This is a genomic window from Arthrobacter sp. A2-55, from assembly GCF_025548615.1.
Lineage (GTDB): Bacteria > Actinomycetota > Actinomycetes > Actinomycetales > Micrococcaceae > Specibacter > Specibacter silviterrae.
The window spans coordinates 1-14,259 of record NZ_JAJLOZ010000097.1; the positions used below are offsets into that span (position 1 = coordinate 1).

At 67.2% G+C, this 14,259-nt stretch carries 11 protein-coding genes; 2 read left to right on the forward strand and 9 right to left on the reverse strand.

Annotated elements, in window-relative coordinates; all coding sequences use genetic code 11:
- Positions 1–75: 75 nt before the first annotated feature.
- The 6 genes from LPN03_RS19160 to LPN03_RS19185 all read right to left on the reverse strand — a co-directional run bounded on the left by LPN03_RS19160 (position 76) and on the right by LPN03_RS19185 (position 6,731).
- Complete coding sequence (locus LPN03_RS19160) at positions 76–306, reverse strand: hypothetical protein (RefSeq protein WP_262455524.1); 231 nt, start codon at positions 304–306, stop codon at positions 76–78.
- Positions 307–310: 4 nt separating this feature from the next.
- Positions 311–1,705 (reverse strand): flotillin family protein, encoded by a 1,395-nt coding sequence (locus LPN03_RS19165; protein WP_165181130.1) that lies wholly within the window; start codon positions 1,703–1,705, stop codon positions 311–313.
- Positions 1,706–1,851: 146 nt separating this feature from the next.
- On the reverse strand, positions 1,852–2,430 hold the full coding sequence (gene rsmD, locus LPN03_RS19170; RefSeq protein WP_262455525.1) for a 16S rRNA (guanine(966)-N(2))-methyltransferase RsmD: 579 nt from the start codon (positions 2,428–2,430) through the stop codon (positions 1,852–1,854).
- A gap of 27 nt (positions 2,431–2,457) precedes the next feature.
- Positions 2,458–4,749 (reverse strand): ATP-dependent DNA helicase RecG, encoded by a 2,292-nt coding sequence (locus LPN03_RS19175; protein WP_262455527.1) that lies wholly within the window; start codon positions 4,747–4,749, stop codon positions 2,458–2,460.
- Positions 4,736–5,692, reverse strand: coding sequence for a DAK2 domain-containing protein (locus LPN03_RS19180; RefSeq protein ID WP_262455535.1), 957 nt, complete (start codon positions 5,690–5,692; stop codon positions 4,736–4,738). Before LPN03_RS19180 ends, LPN03_RS19175 begins: the two co-directional genes overlap by 14 nt.
- A gap of 22 nt (positions 5,693–5,714) precedes the next feature.
- Complete coding sequence (locus LPN03_RS19185; protein WP_262455528.1) at positions 5,715–6,731, reverse strand: thiamine-phosphate kinase; 1,017 nt, start codon at positions 6,729–6,731, stop codon at positions 5,715–5,717.
- A gap of 110 nt (positions 6,732–6,841) precedes the next feature.
- Between LPN03_RS19185 and LPN03_RS19190 the strand changes: the two genes are divergently transcribed.
- A complete protein-coding gene (locus LPN03_RS19190) occupies positions 6,842–7,630 on the forward strand; it encodes a GNAT family N-acetyltransferase (RefSeq protein ID WP_262455529.1) in 789 nt (262 codons plus the stop codon).
- 128 nt (positions 7,631–7,758) lie between these two features.
- Here the strand turns inward: LPN03_RS19190 and hutU are convergent, their stop codons facing one another.
- Both hutU and LPN03_RS19200 read right to left on the reverse strand, forming a co-directional pair.
- Positions 7,759–9,438, reverse strand: coding sequence for a urocanate hydratase (gene hutU / locus LPN03_RS19195; RefSeq protein WP_262455530.1), 1,680 nt, complete (start codon positions 9,436–9,438; stop codon positions 7,759–7,761).
- A 268-nt stretch (positions 9,439–9,706) separates the two neighbouring features.
- Positions 9,707–10,885, reverse strand: coding sequence for an acyl-CoA dehydrogenase family protein (locus tag LPN03_RS19200; RefSeq protein ID WP_262455532.1), 1,179 nt, complete (start codon positions 10,883–10,885; stop codon positions 9,707–9,709).
- A gap of 209 nt (positions 10,886–11,094) precedes the next feature.
- Between LPN03_RS19200 and LPN03_RS19205 the strand changes: the two genes are divergently transcribed.
- Positions 11,095–12,558: a purine-cytosine permease family protein gene (locus LPN03_RS19205; RefSeq protein ID WP_262455533.1), complete on the forward strand. Its 1,464-nt coding sequence runs from the start codon at positions 11,095–11,097 to the stop codon at positions 12,556–12,558.
- 755 nt (positions 12,559–13,313) lie between these two features.
- Here the strand turns inward: LPN03_RS19205 and LPN03_RS19215 are convergent.
- Entirely contained in the window at positions 13,314–14,156 is an 843-nt protein-coding gene (locus LPN03_RS19215) for an IclR family transcriptional regulator (RefSeq protein WP_262455534.1), read from the reverse strand.
- Positions 14,157–14,259: the final 103 nt, after the last annotated feature.

Sequence of the window (14,259 nt, forward strand, 5' to 3'; positions counted from 1 at the left end):
CGGCTAGCCCCGCTGGTCGAGCAGCGAGCCCTGCGAGCGCGACGAGACCAAGGGGCAGCCCCGCCGGCTAGGCTTTCAGGCGTCCTGGCGGAGAAAGTCCGGGAGCTGCTCCACGTAGACGGTCTGCGGGGGTTCAAAATACATGACGAGCACCCGCTCCCCCACGGGGTAGTCACTGGACCCGTCATAGGGATGGGCAAAAAACGCCCTGGTGCCGCCCTGGAACGGGACCATCACCTCCCCCACAGTCCCCGGGCCAACGTGGCCGGACACCCGGCCAATCCGTCCGGTCAGGCTCCGGTCCATGTCCCTACGGCTGGGGCGGCTGCCGGCCATCGCCCCTGCCCTTCTTCAGGGAGTCGGTCAGGGCCGGCAGGTAGCTGCCCACCTGGGCCAGGATGCCGCCCACCATTTCGTTGACCCCGTCGCCGCCGTTGAGGACAGTCAGCTGGCCCACATGGCCGAAGGGCTCGGCAGCCGCGGCCACGATGGCCGGCATGTTTTCCGCCAGCTGCTGGGAAATCACGGCCTCCTGGTTCGTGCCGAGCGCCTCCGCCCGGGCCTTGATGCCGTCCGCCTCAGCCAGCGCTTTCGCCTTGATGGCCGACGCCGCTGCCTCCCCGCGTGCCTTCGTCGCCGCCGCCTCGGCCTCGCCGGTGACGCGCGTGGCGCCTGCCATGGCTGCCGCCGCCGTCGCATTGGCCTGCGCCTCAACTTCGGTCTTCCGGGCGCGGGCCTCGGCCGCGCTGATGTCCGCCGCCTTCTGGGCTTCGGCCTCGGTCCGCTGTGCGTAGGCCCGGGCGTCGGCCGGCTTGCGGACGGTGGTTTGCAGCTTTTGCTCCTCGCGGTCCGCCTCCAGCTTGGCCACCTGGGTCTCCTGCACCACCACCTGCTGGCGCGCCGTGGCGTCCGCCAGCGGGCCCGCCTGTGCAGCGTTCGCCCGGGCGCGTTCGGCGTTCGCGGCGGCGGCGGACTGCTTGATGGCGGAAACGCTTTGCGCGTCTGCAATGAGCGACGCCGCTTCGGCCTCCTTCTCGGCAGCCTCCCGGTTCCTTGTGGCTTCGGCGATTCGGGCCTCCATCTTCACCTGGGCGATGTGCGGCTTTGCCAGGTTTTGGATGTACCCCGTGGGATCTTCAAGGTCCTTGATCTGGAGCGAATCGACCACCAGCCCCAGCTTCTCCATTTCCGTTCCGCTGGCGCTGCGGACCTGGGATGCCAGCTTGTCCCGCTCCCGAATAATCTCCTCCACCGTCATGCTGCCAATGATCGAGCGCAGATGCCCCTCAAAGACGTTGTACACCTGGCTTTCCATCTTGGCCTGCTGCCCGAGGAAACGCCGGGCCGCGTTGGCGATGAACGGTGTCGAGTCCCCAATTTTGAAGATCACCACGCCCTGGACCACCACCTGGATGCCTTGGGAGGTGACGCAGTTGACCTGCAGTTCGGTCTCGTTCAAGGTCAGGGACAGGGGCCTGACGGTTTGCAGCCCGGGAACCACAAACGCGCCCTTGCCGGTAACTATGCGAAAGTCCATGCCGTCGGAGGTGGCCGGCCGGCCGCGGGAAAAGCCGGAGATGATCAGGGCCTCGTTGGGCTCGGCCACCTGCCACATCATTTTGACGGCCACCCGGACCACCACCAGGAGCACCACCACCGCCGCAATGATGACGATGAGGGGAAGGAATGCCAACAATATTTGCATGACCGCGTTCCTTTCCAGGCCCTGCATGTTTAACGGCATCCGCCTCCACCGAAACGGGCCGCCCTGATCCGATCAACGCTACGCGCCGATGCTTGGAATTGACCCGGTGCCGGCACCCGGATATGTGGGCCTGGAGTGTGTTTTTCCTACTGCCCGGCAGGTTCGGCAAACCACAGGCGGGTTTCGCCGTATTTCTTTTCCGCGAACAGCTCGATGGACGCCGGCCAGTCAGGTTCGGGAGTCCGGGAGGACCGCTCCACCACCACCACGGCGTAGGGGCTCAGCCGCGGGCCCAACAAATCCAGCACCAGTGAGAGTTCCGGTTCCGTCAGGGGGTAGGGAGGGTCCATGAACACCAGGTCCCACTGGTCCACGCCGGCCTCCGCCACCCGGGCCAGGAAGGTCTCCACCCGCGAGCGCTGGACCTTCACCACCTTGGCTCCGACCACCTTGTTGACCAGTTCGGCGTTGCGCTGGCACACGCCGGCGGCCTTCTCGTTGAATTCAACCAGTTCCACTGACTTGGCCCCCCTGCTGGCGCTCTCCACGCCGAGCGAGCCCGACCCGGCGTACAGGTCCAGCACGCGGGAGTCGGAGAGCATGTTCATCGCTTCCAGCCGCGAAAAAAGCGCCTCCTTCACCCGGTCGGTGGTGGGCCGTGTCGCATCGCCCGGGACGGACACGAGCACCGTGCCGCCGGCTGCCCCGGCAACGATCCGGCTCATGGGCGTTCCGCAGTCAGGGGGGTTTTGCTAGCCGCGTTCAAGGAAGGCCTCATTCTGTTCATTGACGTAAGTTTCGATTTCAAGTTTGAGCGCCGGGTGGTAGTCCAGTTCCGGGTCAGCGGCCACTATGGCCGCGGCGTCCGCACGCGCCCGCCCGATGAGGTCCTCATCGCGGAGCACGCTGAGCATGCGCAGGCCGCTGCGCCCTCCGGACTGCCTGGCGCCCAGGATGTCACCCTCGCGCCGCAGTTCCAGGTCTTCGCGGGCCAATACGAATCCATCGGTGGTGGCCGCGACGGCGTCAAGCCGCTTCCGGCTCGGGTGCCCGTGTTCCAGCCCCGTCACCAGCAGGCATGTGCCCGGGTGACCGCCACGGCCCACCCGGCCGCGCAGCTGGTGCAGCTGGGACATGCCGAACCTGTCGGCGTCCAGGACCACCATCAGCGTGGCATTGTGCACGTCCATGCCCACCTCAATGACGGTGGTGGCCACCAGCACGTCAATCCCGCCGTCGGCAAAGGTGGCCATGGTGCCCTGCTTGTCAGCGGAATCGAGCCTGCCGTGGAGGGCCTCAATGCGCTTGCCTGACAGCGCGGGAACGCCCCTCAGGTACTGCACCACGTCGAGCACCCCGGCCATGGGACGGTCGTCGCCGTCGGGGGGCCCTGGTCTCGACGCGCTCGCAGAGCTCGCTGCTCGACCACCGGCGGCGTCAGAACTCGCTGCTCGACCACCGGGACCACCCGCAGAACCCGCTGCCCGGCCACCGGGGGCGTCGCCTTCACCGATCTTGGGGCACACCACGTACACCTGGTGTCCGGCGTCGATCTCCTCCCGGGCCCGTGCCCAGACCCGCGATTCCCACGACGGGTGTTCGGCCAGCGGGGCCACGTGGGTGGCAATGGGGGCCCTGCCGCGGGGCAGTTCGGTCAGCTCGGAAACTTCCAGGTCGCCAAAGACAGTCATGGCGACGGTGCGGGGTATGGGGGTGGCGGTCATGACCAAAAGGTGCGGGGGCTTGGCGGCCTTGGAGCGCAGGGTGTCCCGCTGCTCCACGCCAAACCTGTGCTGTTCATCCACCACGATGAGCCCCAGGTCGGCAAACTGCACATTGTCGGAAAACAGCGCGTGGGTGCCAATCACAATGCCTGCCTCACCGGAGGCTGCCGCAAGCAAGGCCTTCTTGCGGGCGGCAGCCGGCATGGAACCGGTCAGCAGCACCACGGAGGTGGCGTGCGGGCCGCCCAGCAGGGGCCCCTGCCCCAGCGTGCCCAGCAGCAGCATGACCGAGTGGAGGTGCTGGGCGGCGAGCACCTCGGTGGGGGCCAGGAATGCAGCCTGCCCCCCGGCGTCGACCACCTGGAGCATGGCGCGCAGGGCAACCACCGTCTTGCCGGAACCGACCTCGCCCTGCAACAGCCGCTGCATGGGGTGCCCGCCCGCAATCTCAGCCGCCACCAGGTCGCCAACCTCCTGCTGGCCGTCGGTGAGCGTGTAGGGGATGCGGGCGTCAAAGGCGTCCAGCAGTGCACCAGGCACGGGCGGCCGGGCGGTGGCATCCTGCTGCACCGCCTCAAACCGCTTTTGGGCCAGGGCCGTTTGGAGGGCCAAGGCCTCCTGGTAGCGGAAGCGCTTCCTGGCCCGCGGGAAGTCCTCCATCGTGTCGGGGCAATGGATCTGCTCGTACGCGTCCGCCAGCGGCATGAGCCGTTCCCGGGCGGCAATCGTGGCCGGAACGGGGTCCGGGATGCGGTGCAGGTCCAGCGCCGGGAGCAGGGTTTCAATGATCTTGCCCGTTTTCCAGCTCGGGAAACTGGCAGTGGCCGGGTAGATCGGAACGGGCCGCGCCGACTGCACTTCGGCCTCGTGCTCGGCAAGTTCGTCGTCGGCCACCAGCACGTAGCCCGGGTTGGTCAGCGTCTTGTGCCCGCCGTAGGCGGAGACCTTGCCGGAAAACATGGCGAGCACGCCCGGCTGAAGTTCCTTCTTGGCCTTGAAGCCGTTGAAGAAGCTGATCACCAGCGACGACGGCCGGCCGGAGTTGTCGGTGATGACGACGTCGCTGATGGTGCCCTTGCGTGTTTGCATGAACCGGGTGTTCAGCGCCACCACCCTGGCCAGGATGGTGACGTCCTCGTCCAACTGCAGCTGGCCCAGGTCGGTCAGTTCGCCGCGGGCCAGATAGCGCCGCGGAAACTGGTGGAGCATCTGCCCCACGGTGGTGATTTCCAGGTGCTTTTCCACGGCCTTGGCCGTGGCCGCCCCCACCAGGCGGGACAGTTGCAGGCCGAGGTCGGCAGTGGGGTCAGAGGAGGTCATGGGCGTCTTCGGTGGCGTTGGGGCTCAGCTGGGAGATGCTCACGTTGTTTGGATCACCCACGGCCTGGATGGCGTCGAGCGCGGTGGCGGGTGACGGCACATGGACGTGGACGCGCCACGGGTAGGCGCCGGCGTCGTCGGCTTCTTCGGAGACCGCGCTCATGATGACCGAGTCCCCCAGCTCGTCAAGCTGCATGCGCAGGCCCGCCGCGGCCAGCGGTGTCAGGCTGACGGTGCACATGACCTCCACGCCGGACTGTTCCGGCATGGTCAGGGCAATGTTGGGGTCCTGCAACTTGTAGCCTGAGAGGCCGTCGAGGAGGTCCTCCTGCAGCGGTTCGCCGACCACCACTGAGCGCAGGCAGTCCAGGATCAGCAGCAGGCCCACCCCTCCGGCGTCCACCACATGGGCGTTGGTGAGGATGTCCAATTGGGATTCCGTGAGCGCCACCGCCTGCCGTGCGGCACAGACGGCGCCGTCAAGGGTGCGGACCAGGGCCACGTTGGAGTCGTCGCCGTTGAGGGTGGATTCCACGTCGGAGGCGCCGCGTGCCGCCGCCTCCAGCACCGAAAGGATGGTGCCCGGCATGGGTTCGCTCAACGCGCTCCAGGACCGCAGCTGGGCGCGGTGCAGGGCGGCGGCCAGCAGCGGGCCGTTCAGGCGCTGGGCACCGGCCAGGGGTTCGGCCATGGCGCTGAGGAACACCGAAAACAAGGTCCCGGAATTTCCCCGGGCCTGTTCCATGGCGGCACGCCCGGCCAGGGCCATGGAGGCGCCCACGTCCGCCGGCTCCGCGGCGGCCAGTGCCTGCGCGGCGGAACGCACCGTGAGGTAGAGGTTGGTTCCGGTGTCGGCGTCGGCCACCGGGTAGATGTTGATCGCGTTGAGCCGGTCGCTGTGGTTGGCCAATGTCCGTTCCGCCATCACGAGCCAACGCAGTATGACGGGGGCGGTTGCGGCAATCTTAGACTGCAAAATGATCCCATCCCACGGCGCCGTCCACGACGCTTTTGAAGTTCCGTCCATCGATGGACACGGCCGGGCGGCCGCCGCCTGCGGACAGTACCGAGCCTATCCCAATGAACCCGCAAGGCAGCACGGCATTTGCTGGGAATGTGGATAACAAGCCGTGGTCCTCCCCGCCCGTGAGGACCCATTGGAGGGGGTCAAGGCCAAGCGCCAGGCCGCATTCGGACAGATTTTCCGCTTCCCTTCCAAGAACGACGCCGTTAAGGTCCAGCCGGGTGCCGCTGGCCGCGGCAAGGCGCGCGGCGTCGCGCAGCAGGCCGTCGGAAATGTCCATCATGGCCGTGGCACCGGCCGCGGCCGCGGCGGGGCCGGCCTGCAGCGGCGGCTCCGGGCGGTTGAAAAGCCGCGCGGCCTTTTGCAGCGCCGGCGTTTGGCTGCCGGCCCCGATGCTGCTTTCCTGCAGCGCCCAGCCTGCGGCCGAATAGCCCAGGTTTCCACATACCGCGATGATGTCTCCGGGCCGTGCGCCGCTGCGCAGCAAAGGCTCGCGTCCTTCCAGGGATCCTGTCACTGCCACCGTCACGACTATTTCGGAGCCGCCGGAAAGGTCCCCGCCGGCCACCGAACATGATTCCGCACCCAGCGCAGCGATCGCGGCACCCAGGCCGTCGGCCAGCCTCTCAACCCAGCCAACCGGCGTCGTGCCCGGGAGGGTGAGGCTGACCACCATGGCGGTGGCCACGGCGCCCATGGCGTTGATGTCACTGAGGTTCTGGGCGGCCGCCTTCCAGCCGACGTCGAAGCCGGTGGTGGCGTAGCCGTTGGGCCAGGCGAGCCGGAAGTCCTTGTCCTGGACCTGGGTGTCGATGGAGATCACCGTGCGGCCGTCCGGTGCGGAGATGATGGCGGCGTCGTCGCCGGGTCCAAGCAGCGTGGACGTGCCGGCTGGCAGGCGCGGGAAAATGCGCGCCAGCAGCTCGGATTCGGAGAGTTGGTCCACGGTGAGGGTCATGGTTTAACCCTAGCGGCTGGGTGTGACAAGGATTGTCATCCTCAGGATGGATTTGCCGGACGGGCGCCGCCTGCTTGCGCCACGTGCGCCGGGCTGTGAGGATGTGGGGGATGACTGATGCGCAGCGGTACCTTCAGGCCTATGACAGCCAGCTCCGGACGGACGCGGAAACACCCAGCGCCCTGAACGTCACGGAGCTGGGGCCGTTGCGGCTGGTGACTTTCGCCGGCGGCCAGGGATTTATTACGTACCGGAACTTCGCCGGCGCCGGCCGCACGGAAATTGCGGCCCTGGTGGTGGACGCGCTGGCGCACTTTGTTGCGGACCCGTTCATCACGGAAGTCGAGTGGAAAACGCGCGGCCACGACAAGGCGCCGGGCCTGCACGAAGCACTGCTTGCCAACGGATTCACGCCCGGCGAGCCGGAATCCATCATGGTTGGGCCGCTTGCGGGGCTGTGCGCGGACGCCCCCGTGCCGGCCGGGGTGACGCTGCGCAAGGTTTCCGCGGAGGTGGATGTCCGGGCCATGAGCGCCATGGCCGACGAGGCATTTGGCGAGCCCGCCAGCACCCGGAGGGCAGATTCCCTCCTGGCCCGCCTGGCCCGCAACGACGGCATGGAATTGTGGGTGGCCGAGCTCGGCGGCCGGATGGTCAGCGCCGGCCGGCTGGAACCGGTGCCCGGGACGGATTTCGCCGGTGTCTGGGGCGGCTCAACGCTGGCGGAGTTCCGCGGCCGCGGCATCTACCGCGCGCTGACGGCGGCCCGGGCCCGGTCGGCGCTGGCCATGGGCAAAACGTTGGTCCACAGCGACTCGACGGAATTCTCCCGCCCCATCCTGGAACGCTCCGGGCTGGTCAAGGTGTCCACCACCACGCCGTATGAATGGACCCGCTGACGCGAAGGCCCTGACTCCGGGCGGCTGCCGGTGCCGAGCCGTGAAACGCCGACGGCGTGCCAGGCTGTCCGGGGCGTGTGAAGTTTCACACGCCGCCGCCAGCTTGGCACGCCGTCGGTGCAGGGGGTCTACTGCTCCTGCATGGGGATCCGGACGCCGCGTTCGGCGGCTACGTCAATGGCGCGCTCGTAGCCGGCGTCGGCGTGGCGGATCACGCCCATGCCGGGGTCGTTCGTGAGCAGGCGCTGGAGCTTCTCGGCCGCCAGCGCGGAGCCGTCGGCCACGGAGACCTGGCCGGCGTGGATGGAACGGCCGATTCCCACGCCGCCGCCGTGGTGGATCGACACCCAGGTGGCGCCGGATGCGGTGTTGAGCATGGCGTTGAGCAAGGGCCAGTCGGCGATGGCGTCGGAGCCGTCCTTCATGGCCTCGGTTTCGCGGTACGGGGAGGCGACGGAGCCTGAGTCGAGGTGGTCGCGGCCAATGACGATGGGCGCCTTCACTTTGCCGTCAGCAACGAGCTGGTTGAACAGCACGCCGGCCTTGGCGCGTTCGCCGTAGCCCAGCCAGCAGATGCGCGCCGGCAGGCCCTCGAACTCGACGTGCTCCGCTGCGGCGTCGAGCCAGCGGTGCAGGTGGGCGTTCTCGGGGAACAATTCCTTCAGCGCTTCGTCGGTGACGCGGATGTCCTCGGGATCGCCAGACAGGGCCACCCAGCGGAATGGGCCCAGGCCCTCGCAGAACAGGGGGCGGATGTAGGCCGGGACAAAGCCCGGGAACTCGAAGGCACGGTTGTAGCCGCCCTTGCGTGCCTCGTCGCGGATGGAGTTGCCGTAGTCAAACACCTCGGCGCCGGCGTCCTGGAATTCCACCATGGCCTGCACGTGGCGGGCCATCGCGTTCTGGGACTTCTTGGTGAAGCCCTCGGGATCGTTCTCGGCCTCGGCCGCCCATTCCTCCACGGAGTATTCGGTGGGCAGGTAGGAGAGGGGATCGTGGGCGCTGGTCTGGTCGGTGACGATGTCCACCGTGAACTCGCCCGCCTGGTGGCGCTTCAGGATGGCCGGGAACACGTCGGCGGCGTTGCCCACGACACCCACCGACAGCGGGGTCTTGTTGGCCTTGGCCTCGAGGACGCGGGCCAGGGCGGTGTCCAGGTCGGGGGCCAGCTCGTCCAGGTAGCGCTTGCCCACGCGGCGGTTGAGGCGCTCCTCCGAGACGTCCACAATGAGGCAGGCGCCGCCGTTGAGTGTGACGGCCAGCGGCTGGGCGCCGCCCATGCCGCCGCAGCCGCCGGTCAGGGTCAGGGTGCCCGCCAGGGTGCCGCCGAAGCGCTTCTCGCCAATGGCGGCGAAGGTCTCAAAGGTGCCCTGGAGGATGCCCTGGGTGCCGATGTAGATCCATGAGCCGGCCGTCATCTGGCCGTACATCATCAGGCCCTCGGCCTCCAGCTTGCGGAACTCCGGCCAGGTGGCCCAGTCCCCCACCAGGTTGGAGTTGGCCAGCAGCACGCGCGGTGCCCAGACGTTGGTGCGGAACACGCCCACGGGCTTGCCGGACTGCACCAGGAGGGTTTCGTCGTCGTCAAGCGTCTTCAGCGTGGCCACAATGGCGTCATATGCTTCCCAGGAACGGGCGGCGCGGCCCGTTCCGCCGTAGACAACCAGGTCCTCGGGCCGTTCGGCCACCTCGGGGTCCAGGTTGTTCATGAGCATGCGCATCGGCGCCTCGGTCTGCCACGACTTGGCCGTGAGTTCGGTGCCGCGGGCCGCGCGGATGGTGCGGGAGGGGTCATGCATCGTTGCCATGATGTGTTCCTTTAGTCAGCGATAGGGTTCGGTGGGATTTCCTTTAGTTCCATCCAACCCCCACAGACGCCGCATTCCTAGGTCCGCGGCAACCATGGTGTCTGTGATTCAAGACAATGGCCCCTCCGTTGATGCACGACGCCGGGATCCCTCCTTGGGCGGCCGGCAGTCGAAGGCGGAGCGGCACTGTTCAACCTCGCCGGGGTGGCGATGTCCCGTGCTACGGGCTTCTCAGTCACTGCGGCCGTGCTGTTTCACGGAGGCACCGTTACACGAACGCAGCGATCCCCGTGATGGCGCGCCCGGCCACGAGGGTGTTGATCTCGTAGGTGCCCTCGTAGGTGTAGATGGCCTCGGCGTCGCAGAAGATTTTCGCCATCTCGTAGTCCACCGACACGCCGTTGCCGCCCAGGATGGAGCGTCCCAGCGCCACGGTCTCGCGCATGCTCTTGGTCACGAATGCCTTGGCCAGCGCGGAGTGCTCGTTGCGCGTGGTCCCGGCGTCCTCCATCTGCGCCAGCCGCACCATCATGCCCATCGATGCCTGGGCGTTGGAGAGCATCGTGACGAGCTGCTCCTGGATCAGCTGGAAGCTGGCGATCGGCTTGCCGAACTGGTGGCGCTCCACCGCGTACTTGCGGGCCACGTCGAAGGCTGCCAGCTGCATGCCCACGGCCTGCCAGCCCACCGTGGCACGGGTGGTCTTGAGGACCTTGTTGGTGTCCCGGAAGCTGTTGGCCCCGGCCAGCTTGTTGAAGTGGGGCACCGCGACGTCCTTCAGGACTATGTCGGCGTTCTGGACCGCGCGCAGTGCGATCCGGTTCTCAATCAGGGTCGCCTTGAAGCCGGGCGTGGTGGTTTCCACCAGGAAGCCCTTGACCTGGCCATCCGCCACGTCCTTGGCCCAGACAATCACGTAGTCGGAGAATGTGGAATTGCCGATCCACCGCTTCTGGCCGTTAAGGACCCACGAATCACCGCGCCGCTCGGCGGTGGTCTGTGTTCCACCCGCCACGTCGGAGCCGGCCAGCGGCTCGGTAATGGCAAACACGCCGGTCTTGCGCAGCGCGTAGATGTCGGGGAGCCACGCAGCCTTCTGCTCCTCGGAGCCCAGCAGCTCGATGGAACCGGTGAACAGGCCGTCGTGGCCGCTGAAGAAGGTGCCGAAGGAGGCGTCAACACGGTGGATGGCGGCGGTGACCATGCCGGCCAACAGGTGCGAGTGTCCCTGACGGCGAACCGGGCTGATCATGTCCAGCTTGGCAACCTCCGGGATCAGGTGCTTGGGGAATTCGCTGCGGTTCCAGTAGTCGCGGGAGATGGGGCGCACATTGGCCTCCATCCAGTCGCGGATCTCGTTCAGGCGGGCCAGCTCGCCAGCGGGCAGCAGGCTTTCAAAGAAGAAGAAGTCGCCGTCAACATAGGGCAGCGCACGGGTTTCGCTCATGGGAGTGCTCCTTCGGAACAGAAAAGGGAGGGGAAGGGGTGTCCATCGAACATAGCCGCCGCGCGCCGGCAAAATGGACCGGGCGGCACCATTTGCCGCTTTGTCTGTGATCACAGACTAGATTAGTGGCCTGGATCACCGCGACTCGGCCCGCCGTGCTCAGATTGATGGATTAGCTTTTGCGCCACAAATTCCATCGGAGGAACCGCATGTCAAGGATTGAAACAGTAAAGAAGTCAGGGCCGGTGATAGAACGCCGCTCCATTGATTTCGTGCCGCACGGTGAGCGCCACGGCAAGCCGTTTGGCCAGTTCACGCTGTGGTTCGGCGCCAACATGCAAATCACGGCGATCGTTACCGGCGCCCTGGCCGTGATCTTTGGTTCGGACGCTTTCTGGGGCATCATCGGGCTGTTCATCGGCAACATCCTCGGCGGCACGGTCATGGCCCTGCACGCCGCGCAGGGACCCAAGCTCGGCATGCCGCAGATGATCTCCAGCCGGGCCCAGTTCGGCGTGTTCGGCGCAGTCATCCCGCTCGTCCTGGTCATCATCATGTACCTGGGCTTCGCGGCCACCGGCGCCGTTCTGGCCGGGCAGGCCGTGGGGCAGATCATCCCCACGGGCCACCCGGCCGTGGGCGTCATCATCTTCGGCGCCCTGACGGTGCTCGTGGCCACGCTGGGCTACAAGTACATCCACGCCCTTGGCCGCATCTCCACGATCGTGGGCATCCTCGGCTTCAGCTACCTGGCCGTCCAGCTGTTCCTTAAGCACGACGTCGTTGCCGTCCTGGGGGTGGGCGGCTTCGCCTTCCCCACGTTCCTCCTGGCGATCTCCCTCAGCGCCGGCTGGCAGCTGACGTACGGGCCTTACGTGGCGGACTACTCCCGTTACCTTCCGGCGAACACCCCGGCGGGCCGGACCTTCCTTTCCTGCTTCTCCGGCTCCGTGCTGGGCGCGCAGTGGTCCATGACGCTCGGCGCACTGTTTGCCGCGATCGCCATGCCCAAGGGCCACGAGTTCCTGGACGGGCAGGTGGCCTTTGTGGGCGAGCTGTCAGGCGGCGGCGCCATTGCCATCCTGCTGTACCTGGTCGTTGTGGTGGGCAAGCTTACCGTCAACACGCTTAACGCATACGGCGGCTACATGACCATCCTGACTTCTGTCAGCGCGTTCACCCGCCAGTTGCGGTTCGCCCCGTGGGTGCGCTTCGCCTACGTGATCGGCTTCATTGCCGTTTCCGTCATCATCGCCATTGCCGCCTCGGCGGACTTCATCTCCAACTTCAAGAACTTTGTGCTGCTGCTCCTGATGGTCTTCATCCCGTGGAGCTCCATCAACCTGGTCGACTTCTGGCTGGTGTCGAAGGAGAAGGTCGACGTCCCAGCGCTCTACGACCCCAAGGGCCGCTACGGTGCCTGGAATGTGCCGGCCCTGCTGACCTACCTGCTCGGCGCGGTCGTCCAGGTCCCATTCCTCGCACAGTCCATGTACACCGGGCCCATCACCCCGTTGCTGGGCGGCGCGGACATCTCGTGGCTGGTGGGCCTGGTGGTCACGGCCGTGGTCTACTACCCGGTTGCCCGGAAATTCCAGCGCCCTCCCGCGGAGATGGTCTACCCGATCGAGGAGACCGCGGCAGCCGAACCCGTCAATTCCCCGTCGGCATGATCTCGCAAACGGCGGCACGTCCGGTGGTCGAGCCTGTCGAGACCGAGGACCGCTAAACGCCGGAACCCCGTGCGCTCGTAGCCGTCCCCCGTCTATCCCAAGGCGGGCGGGACGGAGCAGCCCCGGTGGCGGGCGTCGTCCAACGAGTTCTTCCTTCCGCCGTCGGCCGCGGACCGTGCGTGGGACAGAGGTGGTGTTTGCTTGGCGGAGCCATAAGGCCTACCCCATCCTGATCCGACTGGCCGGCGCCAGCGACATCCAAGTCCCACTGGGTCCTGGACCGGGCGTGCCTGGAATTCGAGGACGACGCCGGCTCTTCCTCCCAGCGTTGCCTCGCCTTTCTGGCGGCGCACCCCAACCTGGTCATGTTGCGCACGTTTTCGAAGGCGTACGGGCTGGCCGGCCTGAAGGCCGGGGCCGGCACAGTCCACTCTGTGCCGGCCCCGGCATTTTGTGCACCCGCGGTTGGCGCCGAGACGTGTTCCCTGGCCCGCGAGGCCACCTTGCCAGACCGTTCCGTGTTCGCCAGCACGGGGAAGGACAGATGGCCGCAGCAAATCCTCAATGCCGCGGAGTCGTCTTCGGCTCCGGCAACTTTCATGGAGGGAATCCTCCGTGGCCAGGGTCGCGGCCGGGCTGCCGCTGCGGGTGGTGTAATCGCCACACTACCTACCGGCCGCGGGCCAATGACGGCATGTCACGCATCTGCCGCGGAACCTGCCGATGACATACACAAACCATGTGCACCAGAGGCCCTACGCGCTCGGCCGCAGCCTCCGGGAAATCTCCGCAGCACAGCGCTTGACCTCGGGCAGCCACTGACTGGCGAGGTCCTCCAGCTGCACGGTGCGCTCCGGCACCGTGCCTTCCGCGGCATGGCGAGCGGCCGCCGCCGTGGACAGCGTCGGCCGGTTGGCCACAGTCAGCGTCACGCTGGCTAACGCGTAGCCGCTGCGGTCCAGCACGGGCACGGCCAGGCTCGAAAAGCCGTCCGTCACCTCGTCCTGCTCCCACGAAAATCCCCGCTCGCGGATGCGGGCCAGCAGCTCGTTCAGCGCCTCCACCGAATGGACCCCGTTCTCGTACCGCGTGGGGAACGCCTCCGGCCCCGGGTAGAGCGCCGCCAGCTGTGCCGCGGACATGGACGCCAGCATTGCCCGTCCGCTGGCGGTGAGGTGCGCAGGGAGGCGCACTCCGGCATCGGTCACCAGTTCGCTTTGGCGCTTGGCACGCTCCTCGATCACATAGATAACCTCGCGTCCGTGCATGACGGCCAGGTGCGCAGTGCGCCTGGTGCGGGCCACCAGCTGCGCAATCGGGAAGCGGGCGATGCGCTGCAGCGGCGCCTGCCGCGAGTAGCCCGAGCCCAGCTCGTGGGCGGTCACGCCCAGCGCGTACTTGCGCTCCTCCGGCAGGTGAACCACGAAGCCGTCTTCCACCAGCGCCGCCAGCAGGTGGTAGGTGGTGGAACGGGGCAGGTCCACGTCGCGCGCAATGGCGGCTGCGCCCACCGGGCCGGCCTGGGCGGCCACGTAGCGCAGCACGGACAGCACGTTCTTGGCGGCCGGGACCTGCGCCGGCAGCTGGGGCGAGTTCATCACACCATGCTACAGCGCCGTTTGTCTGTGATCACAGATACATCACGTGGACGTGAAGTGCCGCGACCCCTGTTTCGGTGGTCGGATAGTGGGTAAGCCCTCC

Bases quoted from the DNA above. Each gene is read 5' to 3' on its own strand.
- LPN03_RS19175 (WP_262455527.1), bottom strand. From the start codon at position 4,749: ATGACCTCCTCTGACCCCACTGCCGACCTCGGCCTGCAACTGTCCCGC.
- LPN03_RS19200 (WP_262455532.1), bottom strand. From the start codon at position 10,885: ATGAGCGAAACCCGTGCGCTGCCCTATGTTGACGGCGACTTCTTCTTC.
- LPN03_RS19165 (WP_165181130.1), bottom strand. From the start codon at position 1,705: ATGCAAATATTGTTGGCATTCCTTCCCCTCATCGTCATCATTGCGGCG.
- LPN03_RS19185 (WP_262455528.1), bottom strand. From the start codon at position 6,731: ATGACCCTCACCGTGGACCAACTCTCCGAATCCGAGCTGCTGGCGCGC.
- LPN03_RS19190 (WP_262455529.1), top strand. From the start codon at position 6,842: ATGACTGATGCGCAGCGGTACCTTCAGGCCTATGACAGCCAGCTCCGG.
- LPN03_RS19160 (WP_262455524.1), bottom strand. From the start codon at position 306: ATGGACCGGAGCCTGACCGGACGGATTGGCCGGGTGTCCGGCCACGTT.
- rsmD (WP_262455525.1), bottom strand. From the start codon at position 2,430: ATGAGCCGGATCGTTGCCGGGGCAGCCGGCGGCACGGTGCTCGTGTCC.
- hutU (WP_262455530.1), bottom strand. From the start codon at position 9,438: ATGGCAACGATGCATGACCCCTCCCGCACCATCCGCGCGGCCCGCGGC.
- LPN03_RS19205 (WP_262455533.1), top strand. From the start codon at position 11,095: ATGTCAAGGATTGAAACAGTAAAGAAGTCAGGGCCGGTGATAGAACGC.
- LPN03_RS19215 (WP_262455534.1), bottom strand. From the start codon at position 14,156: ATGAACTCGCCCCAGCTGCCGGCGCAGGTCCCGGCCGCCAAGAACGTG.